This is a genomic window from Pseudaeromonas aegiceratis (assembly GCF_046254905.1).
Lineage (GTDB): Bacteria > Pseudomonadota > Gammaproteobacteria > Enterobacterales > Aeromonadaceae > Pseudaeromonas > Pseudaeromonas aegiceratis.
Map to the genome: position 1 here is coordinate 2,859,137 of NZ_CP158016.1, position 23,738 is coordinate 2,882,874.

At 64.0% G+C, this 23,738-nt stretch carries 21 protein-coding genes; 6 read left to right on the forward strand and 15 right to left on the reverse strand.

Annotated elements, in window-relative coordinates; all coding sequences use genetic code 11:
* Positions 1 to 151: 151 nt before the first annotated feature.
* Positions 152 to 1,678, forward strand: a complete 1,527-nt coding sequence (locus ABHF91_RS13465) for a helix-turn-helix transcriptional regulator (protein WP_409420776.1) — start codon at positions 152 to 154, stop codon at positions 1,676 to 1,678.
* 125 nt (positions 1,679 to 1,803) lie between these two features.
* Positions 1,804 to 4,455: an alpha-amylase family glycosyl hydrolase gene (locus ABHF91_RS13470; RefSeq protein ID WP_409420777.1), complete on the forward strand. Its 2,652-nt coding sequence runs from the start codon at positions 1,804 to 1,806 to the stop codon at positions 4,453 to 4,455.
* 192 nt (positions 4,456 to 4,647) lie between these two features.
* Here ABHF91_RS13470 and ABHF91_RS13475 read toward each other — a convergent pair whose 3' ends face one another.
* The gene (locus ABHF91_RS13475) at positions 4,648 to 5,580 is read right to left on the reverse strand and encodes a flagellar motor protein MotB (RefSeq protein WP_409420778.1); all 933 of its coding nucleotides are present in this window, start codon (positions 5,578 to 5,580) and stop codon (positions 4,648 to 4,650) included.
* Between the two features lie 9 nt (positions 5,581 to 5,589).
* Positions 5,590 to 6,348, reverse strand: a complete 759-nt coding sequence (gene pomA / locus ABHF91_RS13480; RefSeq protein WP_409420779.1) for a flagellar motor protein PomA — start codon at positions 6,346 to 6,348, stop codon at positions 5,590 to 5,592.
* 244 nt (positions 6,349 to 6,592) lie between these two features.
* On the opposite strand from pomA, the gene ABHF91_RS13485 reads away from it, so the two are divergent.
* Genes ABHF91_RS13485 through dxs form a run of 3 tightly spaced genes read left to right on the forward strand, consistent with a single transcriptional unit; the run spans position 6,593 to position 9,618 of the window.
* Positions 6,593 to 6,832, forward strand: coding sequence for an exodeoxyribonuclease VII small subunit (locus ABHF91_RS13485; protein WP_409420780.1), 240 nt, complete (start codon positions 6,593 to 6,595; stop codon positions 6,830 to 6,832).
* Entirely contained in the window at positions 6,833 to 7,723 is an 891-nt protein-coding gene (ispA, locus tag ABHF91_RS13490; RefSeq protein ID WP_409420781.1) for a (2E,6E)-farnesyl diphosphate synthase, read from the forward strand.
* A 17-nt stretch (positions 7,724 to 7,740) separates the two neighbouring features.
* Positions 7,741 to 9,618 carry a 1-deoxy-D-xylulose-5-phosphate synthase gene (gene dxs / locus ABHF91_RS13495; RefSeq protein ID WP_409420782.1) on the forward strand — a complete coding sequence of 626 codons (1,878 nt, stop codon included), beginning with the start codon at positions 7,741 to 7,743 and terminating at the stop codon, positions 9,616 to 9,618.
* A 70-nt stretch (positions 9,619 to 9,688) separates the two neighbouring features.
* Here dxs and ABHF91_RS13500 read toward each other — a convergent pair whose 3' ends face one another.
* Positions 9,689 to 9,937: a hypothetical protein gene (locus ABHF91_RS13500; protein ID WP_409420783.1), complete on the reverse strand. Its 249-nt coding sequence runs from the start codon at positions 9,935 to 9,937 to the stop codon at positions 9,689 to 9,691.
* Positions 9,938 to 10,467: 530 nt separating this feature from the next.
* Here ABHF91_RS13500 and ABHF91_RS13505 point away from each other — a divergent pair.
* On the forward strand, positions 10,468 to 12,009 hold the full coding sequence (locus tag ABHF91_RS13505) for a histidine kinase N-terminal 7TM domain-containing protein (protein WP_409420784.1): 1,542 nt from the start codon (positions 10,468 to 10,470) through the stop codon (positions 12,007 to 12,009).
* On the opposite strand, the gene ABHF91_RS13510 is transcribed toward ABHF91_RS13505, so the two are convergent.
* The 12 genes from ABHF91_RS13510 to nrdR all read right to left on the reverse strand — a co-directional run bounded on the left by ABHF91_RS13510 (position 12,006) and on the right by nrdR (position 23,680).
* Entirely contained in the window at positions 12,006 to 12,941 is a 936-nt protein-coding gene (locus ABHF91_RS13510; RefSeq protein WP_409420785.1) for an ABC transporter permease, read from the reverse strand. The two genes, ABHF91_RS13505 and ABHF91_RS13510, sit on opposite strands and share 4 nt — an antisense overlap.
* Before the next feature lie 2 nt (positions 12,942 to 12,943).
* Entirely contained in the window at positions 12,944 to 13,921 is a 978-nt protein-coding gene (locus ABHF91_RS13515; protein WP_409420786.1) for an ABC transporter permease, read from the reverse strand.
* Positions 13,922 to 14,046: 125 nt separating this feature from the next.
* Entirely contained in the window at positions 14,047 to 15,600 is a 1,554-nt protein-coding gene (locus ABHF91_RS13520; RefSeq protein ID WP_409420787.1) for an ABC transporter substrate-binding protein, read from the reverse strand.
* Positions 15,601 to 15,641: 41 nt separating this feature from the next.
* Positions 15,642 to 17,363, reverse strand: coding sequence for a dipeptide ABC transporter ATP-binding protein (locus tag ABHF91_RS13525; RefSeq protein ID WP_409420788.1), 1,722 nt, complete (start codon positions 17,361 to 17,363; stop codon positions 15,642 to 15,644).
* Positions 17,364 to 17,784: 421 nt separating this feature from the next.
* Entirely contained in the window at positions 17,785 to 18,267 is a 483-nt protein-coding gene (locus ABHF91_RS13530) for a phosphatidylglycerophosphatase A (RefSeq protein ID WP_409420789.1), read from the reverse strand.
* A complete protein-coding gene (gene thiL / locus ABHF91_RS13535) occupies positions 18,264 to 19,229 on the reverse strand; it encodes a thiamine-phosphate kinase (RefSeq protein WP_409420790.1) in 966 nt (321 codons plus the stop codon). The genes ABHF91_RS13530 and thiL overlap by 4 nt, the downstream gene beginning before the upstream one ends.
* Positions 19,230 to 19,302: 73 nt before the next feature.
* The gene (gene nusB, locus ABHF91_RS13540; protein ID WP_409420791.1) at positions 19,303 to 19,716 is read right to left on the reverse strand and encodes a transcription antitermination factor NusB; all 414 of its coding nucleotides are present in this window, start codon (positions 19,714 to 19,716) and stop codon (positions 19,303 to 19,305) included.
* A gap of 15 nt (positions 19,717 to 19,731) precedes the next feature.
* Positions 19,732 to 20,202: a 6,7-dimethyl-8-ribityllumazine synthase gene (gene ribE, locus ABHF91_RS13545; protein WP_345013260.1), complete on the reverse strand. Its 471-nt coding sequence runs from the start codon at positions 20,200 to 20,202 to the stop codon at positions 19,732 to 19,734.
* Positions 20,203 to 20,290: 88 nt separating this feature from the next.
* Entirely contained in the window at positions 20,291 to 21,403 is a 1,113-nt protein-coding gene (gene ribBA / locus ABHF91_RS13550; protein WP_409420792.1) for a bifunctional 3,4-dihydroxy-2-butanone-4-phosphate synthase/GTP cyclohydrolase II, read from the reverse strand.
* A gap of 44 nt (positions 21,404 to 21,447) precedes the next feature.
* The gene (locus ABHF91_RS13555) at positions 21,448 to 22,107 is read right to left on the reverse strand and encodes a riboflavin synthase (RefSeq protein WP_409420793.1); all 660 of its coding nucleotides are present in this window, start codon (positions 22,105 to 22,107) and stop codon (positions 21,448 to 21,450) included.
* A 9-nt stretch (positions 22,108 to 22,116) separates the two neighbouring features.
* The gene (gene ribD, locus ABHF91_RS13560; protein ID WP_409420794.1) at positions 22,117 to 23,229 is read right to left on the reverse strand and encodes a bifunctional diaminohydroxyphosphoribosylaminopyrimidine deaminase/5-amino-6-(5-phosphoribosylamino)uracil reductase RibD; all 1,113 of its coding nucleotides are present in this window, start codon (positions 23,227 to 23,229) and stop codon (positions 22,117 to 22,119) included.
* A 1-nt stretch (position 23,230) separates the two neighbouring features.
* Positions 23,231 to 23,680: a transcriptional regulator NrdR gene (gene nrdR / locus ABHF91_RS13565; protein WP_345013268.1), complete on the reverse strand. Its 450-nt coding sequence runs from the start codon at positions 23,678 to 23,680 to the stop codon at positions 23,231 to 23,233.
* Positions 23,681 to 23,738: the final 58 nt, after the last annotated feature.

A 23,738-nucleotide genomic window follows, 5' to 3' on the forward strand; every position in this document is an offset into this window, starting at 1 on the left:
GGGGCCCCGTCAATGGGGCGGCATTATCGCACAGCGCCCCGGCGCATGCCATGTTGGCCCAGGCGCACACTGCCGAGCCTGCCGCCTTGAGCCCAAGGGCACCATTGCGTAGGCTGCCGGCCTGTCTGCCCTCTCACCCCTGGAGCCTGCCGTGTCCCCTGCCGCCCTGCCGCCCTCTGCCTCGCCCCGCCAACTGGCCCACTGGCTGCGCCAGCAGTTGGCCGCCAGCTGGGAGCAGCAGCAGGTGACCATAGGCGAGATGATCTGGCCTCAGTCCCAACTGGTACTGCTGCTGGAATATGCCCTGCTCAGCGCCCGGGATGTGCGGGCCGGCCTCACCCTGTGGTGCGAGTGCCTGCCGCTGCTGGGGCTGCCCTGGTATCCCACCCTGAGCGGGACCTACCCCCGCCTGCGACTGCAGTTTGCTCCCCGCGAGGCGGCGGCGGATCCCCACCCCCTGTGGTACCTCCTGCAGTTGCTGCACCTGCGCCTCAAGCATTGGCATCCGGCTCAGCCCTGGCGTCTGGAGTGGCCGCAACGCCTCACCGCCCTCCCCCCCGCCCCGGATCTGCTGGCGAGCCACTTCGCCCCGCAGCCGGCATTGGAGCTGGATCTGGCGGACTGGCCCGCCAGCCCCTATCCCGAATGGCAGGATCTGCACGCCCCCCTTGCCACCATACTGCACCGGCTACACCGCCTGGGGGCCCAGCCCAGGGGGCGGCTGGAGGAGATCAAGGTCCTGCTGGAGCAGGCCCTGCCGGCCAGGCCGCCGCTGCCGCAACTGGCCCACCAGCTGGGGCTGCCGGTGCGCTCCTTGCAGCGCCAACTGCAACAACACGGCACCCGTTACAGCCAGCTGCTGGATGAAGTTAGGCGCAACCGTGCCATCGCCCTGTTGTGCCACGAACAGCACAGCGCCCAGGCGGTGGGCCTGGCCCTGGGCTATCAGGATGCCCCCAGCTTTCAGCGCGCCTTCCGCCACTGGTTCGGCCTGACGCCGGGGGCCTTCCGCCGCCGTTACTTCGAACTGGATCCAGACGGCCATCACCAGCCGGAGGTGAGCCTCTACTACGCCATCAACCAGCTGCAGCAGCAGAGCCTGCGGCAATACAGCGGTGCCCGCATCTGGATCAGCCTGCGCAACCTGGCCTTCGACAAGGCGGTGCAGGTGTTGTGCGAGGATCAGGACGGCATCTGGCGTCCCTACCCCGCCACCTTCGAGCGCTTCATCGGGCCGGAGCGGGAGCTGTGGTCCACCCCCAGCCTGCCGGTCCATCACCCCCTGCGCTTTCGCATCGAGTACCAGGCCGGTGGCCAGCGCTTTCAGGACAACAACGGCGGCCAGGATTACGCCCTGGAACAGGCGGTGCTGCTGGGCCCCCAGCCGGCGGTCTACCATCAGTTGCTGGTCTGTCCGACGGACGGATCACACTCGGCGGTGCTGGTGCGGCTGTTCAGCCGGGATCCCTGGCCGGCGGCCTGGGCCTGTTGGCAGCAGGCGGGCCAGACGCGGCGCCACCCCCTGACCCGCCAGCCCTGCGGGCCGGCCTGGCGCTGGGAGGCGCTGGTGGCGGGGCCCGATGCCGACACCCCGCTGTTTTTCGAGTTTGGCACCGCCGATCGACCCCAAATGAAACTGGATAACGCTGGCGAGGGCTTTCTCCCCCAGCCCTGGTAGCCTCGCCGGGATCACAGTTTCTGCCATTGGCCTACTCGGCCAACTTGTTGGCGCAATCAGCTAATTGCATATCTTTACCAAACTTTATGATTGGCCCGTCTAGGACAACCAATGATGGTAAATATATGGATAAAAACCGAAATCTCCGGCTCACCACCCTGGCCACCGCGCTGATTATCGCCCTTTCCGGCTGTCACGACGGCAAGGATACCCAGGTAGTCGATGACAATGCCCCCAGCGTGGCCTCGCCGGACTGGCGCGATCAGGTAATTTATTTCCTGATGATCGACCGCTTCAACGACGGTGACCCCAGCAACAACGATCAGGGTGCCAACGAATACGACCCCACCAGCGATGCCAAGTTCAGCGGCGGCGACCTCGCCGGGGTGGCGCAGAAGCTGGACTACATCCAGGGGCTGGGCGCCAGCGCCGTGTGGATCACCCCGCCGGTGGCCAACCAGTGGTGGGATCCGGCACAGAACTACGGCGGTTACCACGGCTACTGGGCCCGGGATCTGCAACAGGTCGACGAGCACTTCGGCGATCTGGCCAGCTATCGGGCCCTGGCCGATGCCCTGCACGACAAGGGCATGTACCTGATCCAGGACATAGTGGTAAACCACCTGGGCAACTTCTTCACCTACAGCGGCAGCTATGATCCGGCTCAGCCCTGCACCGGCTTCGAGCTGATCCCCGGCGCCCTGGCCGCCGGCCAGAGTCTGCCGGCGCCGCTCAATCAGAATGACTGCAACAAGGCCGCCGATTATGCCGCCGCCATCTACCACTGGACGCCGGCCATCAGCGATCACAACGTGGAAGAGCAGGAGCTGACCTACCAGCTGTCGGATCTGGATGACCTCAACACCGACACCCCGGCGGTGCGGGACTACCTCAAGCAGAGCTACCGCTACTGGATCGACAAGGTGGGGGTGGACGCCTTCCGGTTGGACACGGTGAAGTACGTGGATCACGACTTCTATAACGACTTCTTCCACGCCGATGACGGCATCTTCGCCGACGCCGCCCAGCGCGGGCGTGACGACTTCCTCACCCTGGGGGAGATCTTTGAGACCTCCAGCCCCTACCAGACCGACGGGGAGGCGAAGCTACTGGCCTACCTGGGTACCCAGGACAAGCCCGAGCTGACCTCCTTGCTCAACTTCCCGCTGCAGGCCACCATGAACCGGGTGTTCGCCGGCGGCCAACCCACCGCTCAGCTGGGCTACCGGCTGCGCAAGATGATGGCGCTGTACCCGGATCCCTATCGGTTGGGTAACTTCGTGGACAACCACGACATGGCCCGCCTGCTCTCCCAGGCCAGCACCCAGGACGTCAAGCAGGCCTTATTCACCCTGTTGACCCTGCCGGGCATTCCGGTGATCTACCAGGGCACAGAGCAGGGCTTCGCCGGCTACCGGGATGCCATGTTCGACGGCGGCTACCGGGAAGACGGGCAACAGCTGGACTCCTTCAATCCGGACTCCGACATGTACCGCTTCCTGCAGGGGCTCACCCGCCTGCGCCAGGAGCACAAGGTGCTCTCCCGCGGCGATCTGCAGATCCTGGCCGAGGACAGCACGGGGGCCGGCGTCTTCGCCTACAGCCGCACCCTGGGCGAGGAGGAGGCCATGGTGATCCTGAACACCGGCGATACCCCCATGCTGCTCAACCAGATGGCCACCGGCGCCGCTGCCGGCACCCGCTTCAGCCTGCTGGACAGCCTGAATGACGGTGAGCTGGCCGACGACCTGGTCACCGACGACGAGGGGCGCCTGACCCTGGCCCTGCCCGCCAAGTCCGCCCTGCTGCTCAAGGCCGACGGCAGCGACACCCCCCAGGCCGGTGATGCCAGCCTGAGCCTGACCACGGCGCTGGCCGATGCGGTGCTCGCCACGGATCTGCCCATCATGGGTACCGGCACCCCGGGGCACCCGCTGCAACTGGTGGTGGACGGCAACCTGGGCACAGCCCAGACGGTCACAGTGGATGACGCCGGCCAGTGGCAAGGCAGCCTCAGCGTGCGTCACTTTGCCATCGGCGAGCTGGCCCACCGCTTCGCCCTGTATGACAGCCAAAGCGGCGCCAGCCTGGCGGACATCGCCTTCTGGAGCGATCTGAGCTACCCGGACACCCCCAGCCTGGAGCTGGATGACAGCGGAGACGCCAGCGAAGGATCCGGCGGCCCCCTGGGCAGCTACAGCCTGCCTACGGACGCCAGCTTCGACAAACAGAACAGCCAACTGGCCGTGGAGTCGGCCCGGGTCTACCAGGCCGGCAGCAATGTGCGCCTAAGCCTGACCATGGCCAACCTCACCGACACCTGGGCCCCCACCAACGGCTTCGATCACGTAGGCTTTAGCCTCTTCATCCACCTGCCGGAGCAGGGTGAGGGTGCCAGCCTGCTGCCCAAGCTCAACGCCAGCATGCCTGATGGCAGCGACTGGCAGCGGCAGGTGGTGGCCTTCGGTTGGCAGAACAGCCTGTATGGCAGCGACGGGGCCAGCGCCAGCGGCTTCGGTACCCCGCTGACCCCGGCCCCCACCATCCAGGTGGACAAGGACAGCCGCACCATCAGCTTCGACTTCCCCAGCCAATCCCTGGGACGACCCGACAGCCTGGACGGCATCCAGTTCTACGTCACCACCTGGGATCTGGACGGCCTCTCCAGCAGCTATCGCCCGCTGCAGGCCGAGGCCGGCAGTTGGAACTTCAGCGGCGGCGACGCCAGCGAGCCGCTGATCTGGGACGAGCTGCCCCTGCTGACCCTGAGTGAATAAGCCTAGCTGAGGACGCAAAGACCAACCGGCGCCGCTATGGCGCCGGTTTTTTTATGCCAGGCAATTGTGGCTGTGCCCCTTGCCCGGCCCAGAGAAGGGCGGCGATGTCGCCGCGTACCGACCGCGACCCGACAAAGGCACAAATAAAAACCGGCGCCTGGGCGCCGGTTGGGAGGGGCGAGTGACGGGGGATTAAGGCCCGTTGCCCGCCTCGATGGGCTGGGAATACTTGGGCTTGCCCTGGGCCACGGTGATCTCCACCCGACGGTTCTGCCGACGGTTGGCCACTGTGTTGTTGGGCACCCTGGGCTGGGTATCCGCCAGCCCCTGGACGATCAGCCGATTGTGATCGAAATCCGGCACCGTCAGCATCTGGTTGGCCACCGCCAGGGCCCGCTGCACCGACAGATCCCAGTTGTTCTGGAACATCTCGTTGTGCACCATGCCGCTGTCGGTATGACCGGAGACGGTGATCTCGCCGGGCACGTCCTTGAGCAGGGTGGCGATCTTGCGCACCACGGGCCAGAACTTGGGCTGCAGGAAGGCGGAGCCGGCGGGGAAGGAGGCATTCTCCTTGATGCGGATCACCAGCTGTTGCCCCAGGGCCTCCACCTCGATGGAACCGTCGCTCACCTGTTCGTTGAGCTGATCCACCATCATCTTGGCCGCCTCTTTCATCATCTGGGCCTGGCTGTCACTGTCGGCGGCGGCGTCGGCACTGGAGTCCGTCTCCTGGGTCGCCTTGCTCTGGCCGCCACTCTCCTGACCCGCCTCCTTCTGCTGACCACCGGCCTTGTCCTGCTCGCCCGGCTGGAACTCCAGCTCGGTCTGAGTCAGCTCCGAAGTCTGCTGCATCATGGTGTCGATGGGGGTCGGCTCAGGACGGCCGGGGCGAAACTCCAGCGCGATGACGGAGGTGCCCTTGGGAATGTCTTTCACCTCCAGCACATTCTGCACGCCGAAGGCATTGAGCATGGACCCCGCCACCTGCTTGTACTTGAGCACGTCCATCTCGGAGAAGGAGAGCAACAACACGAAGAAGCACATCAGCAGGGTCATCAGGTCGGCAAAGGTGCCCATGTAGGCCGGCAGGCCGGGGGGCGGGCAGTTGCACTTGTTGGCCATAGCCGCTCCTTACTCGGTGCCGGTCTGGCGCTTGGACTCAGCCAGGTAGTTTTTCAACATGGCCTCGATGACCCGCGGGTTCTGGCCGTCCTGGATCCCCAGGATGGCGTCCAGGATCAGGGCTCGGTTAAGGGCCTCCTCCCCACTGCGCAGCTCCAGCTTGTCCGCCACCGGAATGAGGAACATGTTGGCCATGATGGCGCCGTAGAGGGTGGTCAACAAGGCCACCGCCATGGCCGGGCCGATGGACTTGGGATCGTCCATGTTGGAGAGCATGGCCACCAGCCCCACCAGGGTACCGATCATCCCCATGGCCGGGCCCAAATCGGCCAGGGCACGAAACACCTTGATGGCGCTGGTATGCCGCGCCTCGGTCAGGTCGATGTCCTTCTCCAGCACGGAGCGCACCACCTCGGCATCGTGACCATCCACCAGCATGTCGATGCCCTTCTTCATGAAGGTGTTGGGAATTTCAGCCGCCTCCAACGCCAAAAAGCCGCCCTTGCGCGCCGCATCCGCCAGCTCCACCGCCTTGATGATGAGATCCTCGGGCTTCTCCGTCTTGAACATGAAGGCCTTCATCACCACCTTAAGGGCGCCAAAAAACTGGCCGATGTTGAATTTCACCATGGCGATGAAGATGGCACCCACCACGGTAATCAAGATGGAGGGCACGTCCACGAACATGGAGAGAGAGCCGCCCAGTACCATGGCCCAAATCACCACCCCGAAGCCTATCACCAAACCGATCAGCGTTGCTAAATCCACATTGCGCTCCTACTGCTTGCCATCTGCCCATCCCTGTCAGAACGGTTGGCCGCCTTCATCGTCTGGCCGGATTCTCCCCGATCGGCTCGGCACAGGCAACCGAGGACGGCCTTCTTACATATCGGCTCATTTGACAATACTTTAGCCTGACACCGAAGTTTATCGCCCGTTGGCGATCCTCCTCCCCCATTTCGGGCAGAGAGTGTTAAGATGACGCCATTTTTTACACCAGTCGGAGTCAAGCATGGCCGCCCGCAAAGCCCCCGCCCCCAGTTTCGACCAAACCATGCAGGATCTGGAGCAGATAGTGCAGCAGTTGGAGCAAGGCGAGTTGCCCTTGGAAGAGGCCATCAAGCAGTTTGAGCAGGGCATCGCCCTGGTGCACAGCGGCCAGCAGGCCCTGGCCCAGGCGGAGCAGAAGGTGCAAATACTGCTGGACGGCCAGCAACTGGCCCCCTTCACCCCGGAAGCAGGAGAGGAATAAGTGGTACTGGATGCCTTCTCACAACACTATCGGCAACGGGTCGATGGCCAGCTGCAAGCCCAGCTGAATGCCTTGCCCGAGCTGGCGCCGCGCCTCAAGGCGGCCATGTCCCACGGCCTGCTGCTGGGCGGGAAGCGGGTGCGCCCCTTCCTGGTCTATGCGGTGGGCCGCATGCTGGGCATCGCCGACGAGGTGCTGGATGCGCCGGCCGCCGCCATCGAGTGCATCCACGCCTATTCCCTGATCCATGATGACCTGCCGGCCATGGACGACGACGATCTGCGCCGCGGTCACCCGACGGTGCACAAGGCCTTCGACGAGGCCAGCGCCGTGCTGGCCGGCGATGCCCTGCAGACCCTGGCCTTCAGCCTGCTCACCGACGGCCCCATGTCGGGCATCACGCCAGCCCAACGCTTGGCGATGGTCTCCGCCCTGGCCAAGGCCTCCGGCTACCTGGGGATGTGCGGTGGCCAGGCCCTGGATCTGGCGGCCGAAGGCCAACGGGTGCCCCTGGCACAGCTGGAGCAGATCCACCGCCACAAGACGGGGGCCCTGATCGAATGCGCGGTGACCCTGGGCGCCTTGTGCCAGGCCGAGATGACGCCGGCCACCCTGATGGCCCTGCAACGCTATGCCAGTGCCATCGGCCTGGCGTTCCAGGTGCAGGATGACATACTGGATATCGTCGGCGACACCCAGACCCTGGGCAAACCCCAGGGCTCCGATCTGGCGCTGGACAAGAGCACCTACCCCAGCCTGCTGGGACTGGAGGCCGCCCAGGCCCTGGCTCGCCAGCTCCACGACCAGGCCCTCAGCGCCCTGGCGGAGCTGCCCTACGACACCCACATTCTGCACGCGTTCGCCGACTATATTGTCGAACGAAACCACTGATGATAATGACAAGATCCATGAGCCTCGATATCGCCAATTACCCGACGCTGGGCCTGGCCAACACCCCGGACGAGCTGCGGCTATTGCCGGCTGACCGCCTGGAGACCTTGAGCGAGGAGCTGCGCCGCTACCTGCTGGCGTCGGTCAGCAAAAGCAGCGGCCACCTGGCCTCCGGCCTGGGGGTGGTGGAGCTGACCATAGCCCTGCACTATGTCTATGACACCCCCTTCGATCGCCTGATCTGGGACGTGGGCCACCAGGCCTATCCCCACAAGATACTGACCGGCCGGCGCGACCGCCTGCACACCATACGGCAGAAGGATGGCCTGCACCCCTTCCCCTGGCGGGAAGAGAGTGAATTCGACCCCCTGAGCGTGGGCCACTCCAGCACCTCCATCGGCGCGGCCCTGGGCATGGCCATCGCCGCCCGCCGCGAAGGCCAGGGCCGCAAGGTGGTGGCGGTGATCGGCGACGGCGCCCTCACCGCCGGCATGGCCTTCGAGGCCCTGAACCATGCCGGGGATCTGCACGAGGATCTGCTGGTGGTGCTCAACGACAACGAGATGTCCATCTCCGAGAACGTGGGTGCCCTCAACAACCACCTGGCCCGCTGGCTCTCCGGCTCCCTGTACAGCAGCCTGCGGGAAGGGGGCAAGAAGGTGCTCTCCGGCCTGCCACCGGTCAAGGAGCTGGCCCGGCGGGCCGAGGAACACCTCAAGGGCATGGTGATCCCCGGCACCCTGTTCGAAGAGTTCGGCTTCAACTACATAGGCCCGGTGGACGGCCACGATCTGCCGACCCTGATCGACACCCTGAAGAACATGCGCCAGCTCAAGGGCCCTCAGCTGCTGCATGTGATGACCAAGAAGGGCAAGGGCTACGCCCCGGCAGAGAAAGACCCCATCGGCTACCACGGCGTGCCCAAGTTCAACCCGCAGGAGGCCCACCTGCCGACCCCGCAGGGCGGCCATCCCAGCTTCTCCGCCATCTTCGGCCAATGGCTGTGCGACATGGCCTCTGCCGATCCGCGCCTCATCGCCATCACCCCGGCCATGCGGGAGGGCTCCGGCATGGTGGCCTTCTCCCAGCGCTACCCAGACCGCTACTTCGATGTCGCCATCGCCGAACAGCACGCGGTGACCCTGGCCGCCGGTCTGGCCATCCAGGGGCAGAAGCCGGTGGTGGCCATCTATTCGAGCTTCATGCAACGGGCCTATGACCAGATAGTCCACGACGTGGCGCTGCAGAACCTGCCGGTGCTGTTCGCCATCGACCGGGCCGGCATCGTCGGCGCCGACGGTCCCACCCACCAGGGGGCCTTTGACCTAAGCTTCCTGCGCCCCTTGCCCAACATGGTGATCATGACCCCCTCGGACGAGGACGAGTGCCGCCAGATGCTCTACACCGGCTTCCAGCATCCTGGCCCGGCGGCGGTGCGCTATCCCCGGGGCCATGCCGGCGGCACTGTGCCCCAGCAGACCATGACCGCTCTGCCCATCGGCCAGGCACGTCAGCTGCGGCGGGGCCACAGTGGCCTGGCGATCCTGGCCTTCGGCACCCTGCTGCAACAGGCCAAGCCGGTGGCCGAGGCGCTGGATGCCACCCTGCTGGACATGCGCTTCGTCAAGCCGCTGGATACCGAGTTGCTCACCGAGCTGCTCGGCACCCATGATCAGTGGGTGACGCTGGAAGAGAATGCCCTGATGGGCGGTGCCGGTTCGGCGGTCAACGAATGGCTGATGACCCAGCGCCAGCGCCCGGCGGTGCTGAACCTGGGGCTGCCGGATCGCTTCATCGAGCAGGGCACCCAGCAGGAGATACTGCAGCTGCTGGGGCTGGACACGCCGGGGATAGAGCGCCAGATCCGTCAGTGGCAAGCCGAGCTGGACGCCTGACGGCGTTACCCCATAGGAACAAAGGCGCCCGAGGGCGCCTTTGTCGTTGCGGGGGCCTGGCCCCCGAGCGTCATCTTGGCCTGGGCCATCTGTGCCGCTGACGGGTGCGACACACCAGCCGCAGTGATTCGCGCTGCTTGAGTTCCAACGCCCGCCCCAGACCATCCTCATCCAGCCCCACATCCCGCAGCAAGTGGGGCGAGGCATGGCGCATGGCGGCCTGGGCGGCACGCAGATCGGCGCGCAGGCGGGATTGTTCCAGGGCCAGGTCGGCCTTGACACACAACAGGGCCAGATTCATCAAGAGGGATCGACGCATGGGAACAGTCTCCTAACAGGGGTTGGAGACCGCGGGCGGAGCCGAAAGGGGGATCCCACTGGCCGCGCTGTACCGCGGCCTGGGATAAAGGATCAGGCAGCGGATCGTTGGGCGATACCGGTATTGGCGGAGGGCGCATGGCTGACGGACATCAGATGCCGAATCTGTTTCATGCTTGCCTCCTTACCCTTTTAACCGCGTCGATCCTGACTGCCCAGGCAGTATGCCCAATTCCCAACAGCGTGACAATGCGGTCATTTGCTGACTAATGAGCATTTCACAGGCATTTTTAGCCACCAGTTCAGCAGCTACAACTAATAAAATCGCACAGCCTCAGCAGAATAACCCAGGCCTAACGAGCGGCTGACTGGCCAGTCGCAGGATCCGCCAATGCGGCCCCAACGGCCCCCGGAGCAAAAAAGTTTTTCCTGCCACCCAACCCCGTAAAAACCGAGTCAACCGGCGACACATAACTTACAAATCTTTAAGATACGTAGGCATATGCCAGTTTGTGGAGCCCCAGCGACACCATGATGCCATCCCACCCCTTCAGCCTGCTCAGCTGGCTGCTGTTTCTCTCCGCCGGGCTGACACTGGGGCTGGCCCTGTTTGCCAGCCGACAGCGGCACTATCCGGTGGCCCACTGGTTTACCTGGCTCACCCTGGCCATGTCGGTCTACAGCCTGGGCTACGGCATGGAGCTGGCCACAGGCACGCTGACCCAGCTAAAGTTCTGGATCAACATCCAGTTTATCGGCGCCGTCTTCATCCCGGCCCTGCTGCTGCTGATGAGTTATGCCTACCAATACCATCGGCATCCCCCCCTCACCTACCGCCTGCTGCTGCTGGGGTTAGGCGGCTTGAACCTGGCCGTCCAGCTGGGCAACGACTATCACAGACTCAACCTGGCGGACATACAGTTCGACGTGGTGGACGGCCTGACCCTCAGCCGCCTCACCTTCGGCCCCTGGTACTACGTGCTGATGCTGTATGCCCACCTGGCGGTCCTGGTCAGCCTGCTGGTCTTCTATCGCAGCTGGCGGCGCGCCCCGCGCTTTCACAGCCATCAGGCCCTGGTCCTGCTATGCGGAGCCGCCCTGCCCTGGCTGGGCTATCTGGTCAGCCTGGCCTCCCTGACCAATCAGCTGCGGCTGGACTGGTGTGTGCTGAGCTTTAGCGTCAGCGGCCTGTGCTTCGGCTACGGCCTGTTCCGCTATCGCTTCACCCACCTGCCCCCCATAGGCCGGGAACAGGTATTTGACGAGATCAGTGAGGCCGTGGTGGTGCTGGACAGCCAGGGACGTCTGCTGGACTTCAACCGCCAGGCGGTGCAGCTCTACCCTGTGCTGAGTCGGGATTTGATCGGCCGAACGGCGGAGCCGCTGCTCAAGGAACTGCTGCCGCTGCTGCAACAGGAGGGGCAGGCCAGGCTGAGCTTGAGCCGCCAGGGGCGCCAATACGAGGTGCGCTGCCACCGGATCCGCCAGGATGGCCCGCACACGGTGGGCTACGCCCTCCTGATGCACGATGTCACCGACCGCCACCAGCTGCTGTTGCAGCTGCGCCAGCAGGCGGAGGTGGATGAACTGACCGGGGTCAACAACCGGCGCAAGATCCTCGGTCTGCTGGAGGAGGCCATCGCCCAGCTGTGGCAGGGGGGGCATCATCAGCCCCTGAGCCTGATCCTGTTCGATCTGGACTTCTTCAAGCAGCTCAACGACAGTCAGGGCCACCAGCTGGGAGACCAGATGCTCAAGCGGCTGGCCAGCCTGGTGCAGGAAACCCTGATGCCCGGCGAACAGCTGGGCCGCTACGGTGGGGATGAATTTTTATTGCTGTTGCCCGGCAAGACCACCAAGGAAGCCTTGGCGCTGGCATGCCAGATCAATCAGCTGATCCAGCAGCAGCTGACCATGAGCCTGAGTCTGGGGATCGCGGGCTATCAGTTGCAGGACTCGGCCCACAGCCTGATCCAGCGGGCGGATCTGGCCCTGTATCAGGCCAAGGCAAGAGGCAGAGGCCAGGCCTGCCAACAGGCAGACACTGGCCTCCTTGAGGACGAGGGGCGTTAGCCCTTGTAGACCTTGGGGTTGAACAGGTCCCGTAGCCAGTCACCCAGCAGGTTGATCACCAGCACCAGCAGCACCAGGGCAATCCCGGGGAAGGCGGTGATCCACCAAGAGCCGGAGAAGATGTAGTTGAAGCCGATGCTGATGAGGGAGCCCAGGGAGGGCTTGTCCACCGGCATCCCCAGCCCCAGGAAGGAGAGCGCCGCCTCGGACATGATGGCGTTGGCCACCTGCACCGTGGAGATCACCAGTATGGGTGACAGGCAGTTGGGCAGGATATGGCGGAACATGATCCGCGGGGTACGCAGCCCCATGACCCGCGCCGCCTCCACATACTCCTTCTTCTTCTCCGCCAGCACGGAGGCGCGGATGGTCCGGGCATACTGCGGCCACTCCGACACCCCTATGATGATCACCAGCATGAAGATGGCGTACTTGGAGAAGAATTCACCCCCCAAGGCCGCCTGGAAGATGGCCGAGACTATGATGGCCACCATCATGGTGGAGAAGGAGAGCTGCACGTCGGCAAAGCGCATCAGCAGGTTATCGATCCGGCCTCCCAGGTAGCCGGCGGTCAGGCCGATGACGATACCCAGCGCCAACTGCAGTGCCACGGCGAACAGGCCGATACTCAGGGAGACCCGGGAGCCGTAGATGATGGTGCTGAAGATGTCCCGCCCCTGGTTGTCGGTGCCCAGCAGGAACTGCGGCTCGCCGCCGTCCAGCCAGCTGGGCGGCAGCTCGGCATCCATGATGTCGTAGCTGGTGGCATCATAGGGGTTGTGGGGTGCGATCCAGGGCGCCAGCAAGGCCATCACCACGTAGAACAGGAAGACGGCGAAACAGGCCATGGCCACCTTGTCCTTCAGGAAGAAGTAGACCAGGTCGGATTGGCGGAAACGAGCCCAGCGGCTCAGGGCGGCAGGTTGCGTCATGCTCAGGCTCCTTTGGCAGTCAGACTGACGGTGGGGTTGATGAGACCATACAGCAGGTCCACCAGGGTGTTGGTCACCACGAAGATCAGGCCGACGAAGATGACGTAGGCGGTGATCAGCGGGGTATCCACCCGGTTGATGGCTTCCAGAAACAGGAAGCCGGTCCCCGGCCACTGGAACACGGTTTCGGTGAGTATGGTGTAGGCCACCATGGTGCCCACCTGGACACCGCCGACGGTGATCACCGGCAGCATGGTGTTTTTCAGGGCATGACGGTAGAGCACCTGATTCTTGTGCAGCCCCTTGGCCCAGGCGAACTTGACGTATTCGGCGCTGAGCACCTCCAACATCTCGGAACGCACCAGGCGGATAAACAGGGGCAGCATGATAGAAGAGAGCGCCACCGACGGCAGCAGCAAATGCGCCAAGCCATCCAGGGTAAACAGGCCGGAATCCCAGCCCAGCAGATTGAGGGTCTCACCGCGACCGTAGGAGGGCAGCCAGCCCAGCTGCACCGAGAAGACATACATCAATAGGATGGCGGTGAGGAACACGGGCACCGAGATGCCGACGATACTGAAGCCCATGATGCACTTGGTCAGCCAGCTGCGGGGATGAATGGCGGAATAGACCCCCAGCGGGATGGACACCAGGACTATGATCAGGGTGGCGCCGAACACCAGCTCCAGAGTGGCCGGCAGCTTGGCCAGTATCACCTCCAGGGCAGGCTTCTTGAAGATGAAGGACCGTCCCCAGTCACCGTGCACGGCATTGCCCAGGAAGCGCTTGTATTTGACGAGGAAGGGATCATTCAGACCCAGTTGGTCACGCAGCGCCTCCCGCTGAGCCTCGGACACACCCTGTCCCACCATCTCCCGCAGCGGATCCCCCAGGTTATCCTGGATGGAGAACGCCACCAGACTGATGACAAACATGACAATGACGGCCTGATAGAGCCGTTTGACTAGAAATGTAAACATGAACGGATAGTCCTTGCTATCACGGGGTCGCCGGTTTGGCGGCCCCCTTAACAATCGAACGTTCCGCCTTCACGAGGAAGCGCGGAACGTCCGGGTCTCACAGCAGGCGACGGGTCGCCTGAGACTTACTCGCCGACCTTGAGGTCACCGTAGTGGGGCAGATCCAGCGGGTTGATGATGTCTTCCACACCCACGTTCTTCTTGGCCCCCCAGGAGAGGTTCTGCCAGTGAACGGGCACGAAGGCGGCATCGTCAGCCAGGATCGTCTCAATCTTCTGCAGCATGGCGGTACGCTTGGCCACATCCACTTCCTGGTTGGACTCTTCCACCAGCTTGTCCACGTCGGCGTTGGAGTAGTAACCGCAGTTGTACTGACCCTTGCCGGTCTTGTCGTCCTTGGTCATCACCAGGTACTCGTAGTAGTTGCCTGAGTCCTGAGTGTCGGACTGCCAACCGATCAGCTGCATGTCGCTGGCGCACTTGTCGAACTCCGGCCAGTACTGGGCCTTGGGCATGGTCTTGAGTTCAACCTTGATGTTGATCTTGGCCAGCATGGCCGCCACGGCCTGGGCGACCTTGGCATCGTTGATGTAGCGGTTGTTGGTGGCGATCATGGTGACCTTGAAGCCCTTCTCGTAACCGGCTTCCTTCATCAGCTCCTTGGCCTTTGCCAGGTCATAGGTCGGCGCCAGGCTGTCCACATGCCCCAGGTAACCGGACGGACTCAGCTGGCCGGCGGGGGTGGCGAAGCCCTTCATGATCTTGTCGACGATACCCACCTGGTTCACCGCGTAGTTCACCGCCTGGCGAACCCGCTTGTCCTTGAACGCCGGCTGGGTGTGCTGGTTCATCTCGAACAGGACGATACGGTCGCTGGTAGTGGTCACCAGCTTGGTGTTGGCACCCTTGCTCACGCGAGCCTGATCGTTGGGGGCCACGGGAGCAATCATGTCCACGTCACCGGACAGCAGGGCCGCCACCCGGGTGGCGTCTTCCTTGATCGGCACCAGCTTGAAGGTATCTACGTTGCCGGTCTGCTTGTCCCAGTAGTCGGCGAAGCGGGTCATCTCCAGCTTCACGCCCTGTTCGCGGGTGACCACCTTGAAGGGGCCGGTACCGGAGACGTGGGTGGCGGCATAGGTGCCGGCGGCCTTGACGATCTCGGCCTTGTCCTTACCGTCTTCTGTGGTACCGGTATAGAACTTGGAGTCCATCGGGAAGATGTAGGCGGCGTTTTGCAGCACCAGCGGATAGGGGGCCTTGGCCACCAGATCCACAGTGTAATCATCCACCTTCTTCATGCCTTCGTAGGCGGTGAACAGGCCCTTGAAGTCCTCGGACTTGAGGATACGCTCGTAGGTCCAGATCACGTCATCGGCGGTGAAGGGGTTACCGGAATGGAACTTTACGCCCTTGCGCAGGTGGAAACGGGTCACGGTGGGGCTCAGCTGCTCCCAAGACTCCGCCAGACGGCCCTCCACCTTCATGTCCTTGTCGAAGCGGACCAGCGGGTCGAAAGACATGTGGGCAAACTGCAGGATACCGCCGGAGAGCTGCTCGTATACGTCCAGCGACTCGGGGTCGGCATCCAGGGCCACGGTCAGGCTGGCGGCCATGGCGTTGGCACACAGGCCGGCGGCCAGCAGTGCATAGGCGATCTTGTTCAGTCCTTTTTTCATCCTATCTACTCCGTTTTACGTTTGTTGTTAGAAGCGAGGACTCAGCCGGCGATCTGCAAACCTTCGCGGCTCATGCCCTTGAATTCCGGCATCAACGAAATCAGCTTGCGGCTGTATTCGTGCTGCGGGTCGGTAAACAGCTGCTCGGTGGGGGCCACCTCCAGCAGGGTACCGTGCTGCATCACGCCGATCCGGTCACACATCTGGCGGATCACCGGCAGATCGTGACTGATAAACAGCATGGTCAACTTCAGCTCATCCTGCAGATCCTTGAGCAGGTTGAGGATCTGCGCCTGCACCGACACATCCAGCGCGGAGGTGGGCTCGTCGCAGATCAAGAATCGCGGCCGGGTGGCCAGGGCGCGGGCGATGGAGATGCGCTGACGCTGGCCGCCGGAGAATTCGTGGGGATACTTGAGCCCCGCCTGGCTGCCCAGCCCCACATGATCCAGCAGATCGCAGACGATCTGACGGATCTGCTGCTCGCTGTCCGCCAACTGGTGGAAGCGGATGGGCTCGGCGATGATGTCCGCCACCTTCATCCGCGGATTCATGGAGGAGTATGGATTCTGGAACACCATCTGCATCTGGCGACGCAGGGGGCGCCGCTCCTTCTCGCTCTTGAGGGCGGTCAAGTCGATGCCCTCGAACACCACCCGCCCCTCGTTGGGCGGATAGAGGCCGGCGATGACCCGGGCTATGGTGGACTTACCGGAACCGGACTCCCCCACCAGGCCGAAGGTTTCCCCTTCGTGAATGTCGAAGCTCACATGGTTGTTGGCCTGGACGAACTTGCGCCGGGCGGCAAACAGGGAGTCCTTGGTGGTGAAGCGCAGGCTGACATCCTCGACCCGCAGCAGGGCACCTTCGTACTGGCGCTCGCTCATGGCCTGGCCCAGCCAGTGGTTCTTCAGATCCAGGCTGTGGCTCTCACCGGCCTCTTCGATGTAGGAGACCAGGGGGAAGCGCACCAACTTGACGTCGGAGCGCGGCACGGCGGCGATCAGACTCTGGGTATAGGGGTGATTGGGCTTACCCAGCACCTGTTCCGTGCTGCCGATCTCCACCAGCTCGCCACGGTACATCACCGCCACCCGATCGGTGACGTTGGACACCACCCCCATGTCGTGGGTCACCAGCATGCAGCCCACCTGACGGTCCTTGCACAGGCCACGGATGAGCTCCAGGATCTGATCCTGAATGGAGACGTCCAGCGCCGTGGTGGGTTCGTCGGCGATGATGAGGTCGGGATCGCCGGACAGGGCGATGGCAATGACCACCCGCTGGCGCATGCCGCCGGAGAACTGGTGCGGGTACTGCTTGATGCGCAGCTCCGGCTGAGGAATGCCCACCGCCGTCATCAGGGCCAGGGCCTTGTCGAACGCCTGCTCCGCCGTGGCCGTCGTGTTGGCCAGAATGGTTTCCACCAACTGCTGCTCCACGGTGAACAGGGGGTTCAGGGAGGTCATGGGATCCTGGAAGATGAAACCGATGCGGGAACCTCGCACGCTGCGCATCTGGTCACTGGTCAGGCCGGAGATCTTCTCATCGTTGAGGAAGACATCGCCACGGGCGATGCGCCCCGGCGGGCTCAGCAGATCGATGATGGCATTGCCGATGGTGGACTTGCCGGCACCGGATTCCCCGACGACCCCGAGGATCTCCCCCTTCTCTATGGTGAAAGAGAGATCCTTTACCGCGGCCATCACCCCTCGACGGGAGGGGTATTCGATCCGCAGGTTCCTGACTTCAAGCAAGGACATTGATTAACCTCTGCAGGGCGGTTGCCCTGTATTTTTCTTTGACCCGAACCAACTGCTCGCAGAGCAATTGACGCTTTTTGGGCCCGTTTTTAGAGACAAACGGGCTAACGTTAGTACGTTTGAAATGCTGTGTAAATCGACAAGACCCCGCACCGACTGTGCCATTTCCCAAGCCGGGAAATCCATGGCATCTTGTGCGGCATTAGCCAGATTTGGCTTGGATATTATATTATCTAATGGCCAAATCAACCGAACATACATCCATCAGCTCAGCAATTGACCAGTGCATTGTCTTTTATTGCTTTTCCTGACCACCAAGGGGGCAAACTGAATCCAATTCTGCCATCTTGGCAATCTGACACATCTTCCACTGATAAAGTCGTCCTGCTTAGCATGACTCTCTCAAGTCAGAGCCGAAACTCTAATGCAAAGCCCAGGCCAAGGCTTGCATGCACAGCCAGGCCATGACCCCGGCCAGCAGATCATCCAGCATGATGCCCAGCCCGCCCCTCACCTGCCGATCCACCCAGCCGATGGGCCAGGGTTTGAGGATGTCAAACAGCCGAAACAGCAGGAAGCCCGCCAGCAACCAGGGCCAGCCGGCCGGGGCGGCGATCATGGTGATGCCATAGCCCATGAACTCGTCCCAGACGATGCCACCGTGATCCTCCTGGCCGATGGCATCGGTGGCACTCTGACAGATCCAGACCCCGGCCACAGACCCTATCAAGAGTAGGCCAAGATAGGCCCACAGGGGCCAGCCGCTGACCAAGTAATAACAGGGTACCGCCGCCAGGGTGCCAAAGGTGCCGGGCGCCACCGGGGCCAGCCCGGAGCCGAAGCCGGTGGCCAGCCAGTGCAGCGGATTGCGCCAGGACAGGCGCTTGAGTTCAGGTTTGATCATGGTGCCTCCTTGAAGTGGTCCCAGCCCTGCCAGTGGGGCGCCACCGGCTGCCCCTCATACTGCCAGTGCAGCTCGCAAGGGTGTTCTGTGATCCGCCCTATTGCATAGACGGCGCCGCCCAACCCCGCGGCCACGGCCTGGATTGCCGCGGCCTGCTGGGGCGGCGCGGTGAAGCACAGCTCGTAGTCATCGCCACCGGCCAACGCCAGGGCCCAGGCCTCTTCCCGCGGCAAGGCCCCCAGGGCCGTCGGCAGCGGGATGCGCTCCAGCGCCACCTCGGCACCGACACCGGAGGCGGCCAGCAGGTGGCGCAGGTCCGAGGCCAGGCCGTCGGACAGGTCAAGCGCCGCACTGGCCAAGCCCCGCAACCCCGCCCCCAGGGCCAGCCGCGGCTGAGGCCACTCCAGGGCACGGCGCAAGGGGGCCAGGGTCTCGGCCGACAACGACCGCTGACCCAGCAGATGTTGCAGGGCCAACGCCGCCCCCCCCAGGGCGCCGCTGACATAGAGATCATCGCCCGGCTGCGCCCCGGATCGCCGTAGGGCACCATCCTGGGGCACAGTGCCCTTGATGGAGACGGTGATGGAGAGGGGCCCGCGGGTCATGTCGCCGCCAACCAGCTCCACCTGATGCTCATCGGCCAAGGCCAGAAACCCCTCGGCGAAGGCCGCCACCCAGGCCTCATCCACCGCCGGCAACGTCAGGGCCAGGGACGCCCAGCGGGCGGTGGCTCCCATGGCCGCCAGATCCGACAGGTTCACCGCCAGGGCCTTGTGCCCCAGGGCCCGGGGATCCACGTCGGCAAAGAAGTGCACGCCGCTCACCAGGGTATCGGTACTCACCGCCAGCAGTTCACCCGCTGGCACCGCCAGCAGGGCACAATCGTCCCCCGAGCCCAACACCACGTCGGCCCGCCGAGCCGGGCGCTGGAAATAACGGCGGATCAGTTCGAATTCACCCATCATTTACTCCTTCGGGCGCCAATAAGCAAAAAGCCAGCGAAACGCTGGCTTTGCAGGCTTGGTGAGCTTGAACTCACGCCTTGTTCTGCGCCCGGACCACCTTGTCCAGCACACCGTTGACAAACTTGTGGCTGTCTTCGGCGGCGAAGGACTTGGCCAATTCGATGGCTTCGTTGATCACCACCTTATAGGGCACATCCTGCCGGTGTTGCAGCTCAAACGTCGCCAGACGCAATATGGCCTTGTCCACCAGATCCAGATCCTCGAGCTTGCGGGACAGGTGCGGGGCGAACACCGCATCCAGGGCGGTGGCATGGTTGGCCACCCCCACCAGCAACTCGGCGAAGTAGGCCACATCCGTGCCCTTCATGTCGTTGTCCAGCTTGAATTGCTCGACGATATCACCCACGTTGTCCTGGGTGACCTGCCACTGGTAGATGGCCTGGGTGGCGAAGAAGCGGGCGCGACGGCGCTCTGCAGGTTTCAATGTTTCTCTCCTAACTTACACGTCCAGCTGTTTGAGGACGTTGATCATTTCCAGCGCGCTCAGTGCGGCCTCTGCACCCTTGTTACCTGCCTTGGTACCGGCGCGCTCGATGGCTTGTTCAATGTTTTCTGTGGTCAGCACCCCGAAGGCCACCGGCACTTCGTGCTCCAGCATCACCTGGGCCATGCCCTTGCTGCTTTCGTTGGCCACCAGATCGAAGTGATAGGTACCACCGCGGATGACACAACCCAGGGCGATGACGGCATCGAACTGACCGCTCTTGGCCAGCTTCTTCACCGCCAAGGGGATTTCCACGGCGCCCGGCACCCGCACCAGGGTGAGGTTGTCGTCATTCACCTGACCCTGACGCTTGAGCACATCCAGGGCACCGGACAACAGGTTTTCATTGATGAAGCTGTTGAAACGGGCCACCACGATGGCGATGCGCGCGTCGGGCGCGGCCATGTTTCCTTCGATTACCTTCATGCTCTTCCTCAGTATGCCGGGACAAAAGTGCGCGTATTCTAACACAACCGGCCGTTGACAACAGCCTGAAGCCCGGTTGGTGCCACCCTTACTTGTCGCTGATGTATTCCACCACTTCCAGGCCGAAACCGGACAGGGCGTGATAGCGCTTGGGGGAACTCATCAGGCGCATCTTGCCGACCCCCAGGGCCTTCAGGATCTGGGAACCGACCCCCACCCGCCGGGAGGTGCCCTTGGGCTTGCCGGCCACCGGCTGCTCGCCGCAATCCTCGGCGGCGAACTGGGCCAGCCGCGTCAGCAGCTCCCGCTGGCTCTGCTCCTGCCCCAGGATCACCAGCACGCCCCCCTCGGCACCGATGCGGGCCATGGCCTCGTGGATCGGCCAGCTGCGGGCGGCATGGCGGTCGGTGAGCAGCACATCCGAGAAGAAGTCGTGCAGATGCACCCGCACCAGGGTGGCCTGCTCGGCCAGGATGGGCCCCTTGCACAGGGCATAGTGCACCTGGTTGTCGATGGTGTCCTTGAAGGTCACCAGCTCGAACTCACCGTGCTCGGTGGGCAGCTGGCAGCGGCTCAGCTCCACCACAGTGGTCTCGTTCTGGATGCGGTACTCGATGAGATCGGCGATGGTGCCCAGCTTGATGCCGTGTTCGGCGGCGAAGGTCTCCAGATCCGGCCGCCGGGCCATGGTGCCGTCTTCGTTCAGGATCTCCACGATCACCGCCGCAGGTTCCAGCCCCGCCAGCCGGGCCAGATCACAGCCGGCCTCGGTATGCCCGGCCCGGTTCAGTACGCCGCCGGGTTGCGCCATCAGGGGGAAGATGTGCCCGGGCTGCACCAGATCGCCGGGCTGGGCCTCGGGGGCCACCGCGGCCTGCACGGTGCGGGCCCGGTCCGCCGCCGAGATGCCGGTGGTGACGCCGGTGGCCGCCTCTATGCTGACGGTGAAGTTGGTGGAGAACTGGGCACCGTTGTTGCCCACCATCAGCGGCAGGTTGAGGCGGTGGCAGCGGTCCTGGGTCAGGGTCAGGCAGATGAGGCCACGGCCGAAGCGGGCCATGAAGTTGATGTCCTCGGGGCGCACCATGGAGGCGGCCATGATGAGGTCGCCCTCGTTCTCCCGATCCTCGTCATCCATCAGGATGACCATCTTGCCCTGCCGCAGGTCGTCGATAATCTCTTGGGTGCTGTTCAATGCCATCTTGTTCTTCCTGAAAGTTGCCTGCAAAGGCCTTGGTAAAAGGCTTAACGCAAAAATCCGTGCTGAGCCAGGGTCTCCAGCGTGATGCCGGCAGAGGCCGGTTGGGCGGCCTGGTCCCCCAGCATCAAGCGTTCCAGATACCGGGCGATGAGATCCACCTCCAGGTTGACCCGGCTGCCCGGCCGCCAGCTCCCCACCGTGGTCTCCGCCGTGGTGTGGGGCACTATGGTGAGCTTGAAGCGCGCCCCCTCAACGGCGTTGACCGTCAGGCTGATGCCATCCACCGTGATGGAGCCCTTCTCGGCGATATAGCGAGCCAACTCGTCCGGCGCCTTGATCCAGTACTCCATGGCGCGGCCTAAAGGGTGCACCGAGACGATCTCACCGACACCGTCCACGTGGCCGGAGACCAGGTGGCCCCCCAGTCGGGTGGTGGGCGTCAGGGCGCGCTCCAGGTTCAGCGTCTGACCGACCTTGTAGTGGGCAAAGCCGGTGCGCTTGATGGTCTCGCCTGACACATCCGCCACATAGCCATCCCCCGGCAGGGCCACCACCGTCAGGCAGACGCCGTTGGTGGCGATGGAGTCCCCCAGCTTGACGTCCGACAAATCCAGCTTGCCGCTGCGTACCCGCACCGACACATCCTGCCCCTTGGGCTCCATGGCGATGAGGGTGCCCACCGCCTCGACGATTCCTGTAAACATCTTCTTCTCCTAGGCCTGGGGCCGCAGCCGCAGCCGTATGTCCTGTCCCAGTTGGCGCAGCTCCAGCAACTCAAGCCGCGGCACCTGGCTCATCTGGGTATAGACCGGCAGGCTCAGCAGACCCTGGGACGCCTCCCCCATCAGGGCCGGAGCCTGGTAGAGCAGCAGCTCGTCCACCAAGGACTGGCTCAGCAAGGCACCGGCCAGCTGGCGGCCCGCCTCCACCCACAGCTCATTGACGCCCCGGGCGCCCAGCGCGTCCAGCAGTGCCGGCAGACTCAGCTTGCCGCTGGCCGGTTCCCGGGGCAGCAGCAGTTGGCTCACCGTCGCGGGCCATTCCCCCTGGGCCAGCTCCCGCGCCAGCCAGATCTCACCCGGCAGGCTGAACAGGCGGGCGTCCGCCGTCACGCGCTGTTGGCCATCGACGATGACCCGTACCGGCTGGCGCAAGTCGGCCTCGGCGTACTGCTCACGCACCGATTCGGGCAGCTCGGCCCAGCGCACGTTGAGCGCCGGATCATCGGCGAGCACGGTATCGGCGCCGGTGAGAATGGCGCAGGCCTGGGCCCGGCCCAGCTGCACGTCCGCCCGGGCCTGGGGACCGGTGATCCACTGACTCTGGCCATTGGCCAAGGCGGTGCGCCCATCGAGGCTGGCCGCCAGCTTGACGGTCACCCGCGGGCGCCCGGTACGCATGCGCTGCACAAAGCCGGCATTGAGGGCCAGGGCGTCGGCCTCCATCAGACCGGAGGCCACCTGAATGCCGGCCGCCGCCAGCCGGCGCAGGCCGCGCCCGGCCACCAGGGGATTAGGATCCTCCATGGCCGCCACCACCCGGGATACGCCGGCGGCGATCAGGGCATCGGCGCAGGGCGGCGTGCGGCCTTGGTGGGAGCAGGGCTCCAGGGTCACGTAGGCGGTGGCGCCCCGGGCCGCGTCACCGGCCATGCGCAGGGCATGCACCTCGGCATGAGGCTCACCGGCCTTGCGGTGATAACCCTCCCCCACCAACTGGCCATCCTTGACGATGACGCAGCCCACCCTGGGGTTGGGCGAGGTGGTAAAGCGCCCCAGCCGGGCCAGGGCCAGGGCCCGGCCCATCCAGTGCCAATCGGCCTGCATGCTACTTCTCCAGTCGGGCGATCTCTTCGCCGAATTCACGAATGTCCTCGAAGCTGCGGTAGACGGAGGCGAAGCGGATGTAGGCCACCTTGTCCAGGGACTTGAGCTCCTCCATCACCAGGTTGCCGATGAGCTTGCTGTCCAGCTCCCGCTCACCGGTGGCCCGCAGCTTGGACTTGATGCGGTTGATGCTCTCCTCCACCGCCTCCAGGCTCACCGGCCGCTTCTCTAGCGCCCGCTGGATGCCGCCCCGCAGCTTGTCCTCGTTGAAGGGCTCGCGGCAGCCATTGCTCTTGATCACCCGGGGCAACAGCAGCTCGGCGGTCTCGAAGGTGGTGAAGCGCTCATGGCACAACAGGCACTCCCGCCGGCGCCGCACCTGATGGCCCTCGGCCACCAGCCGAGAGTCGATCACCTTGGTATCGATGGCACTACAGAAGGGACAATGCATGACAACTCCAGGGGGTCGGCTGAAAATGCCCCAGTGTAACAGAGCCTTGGCGGCCTGT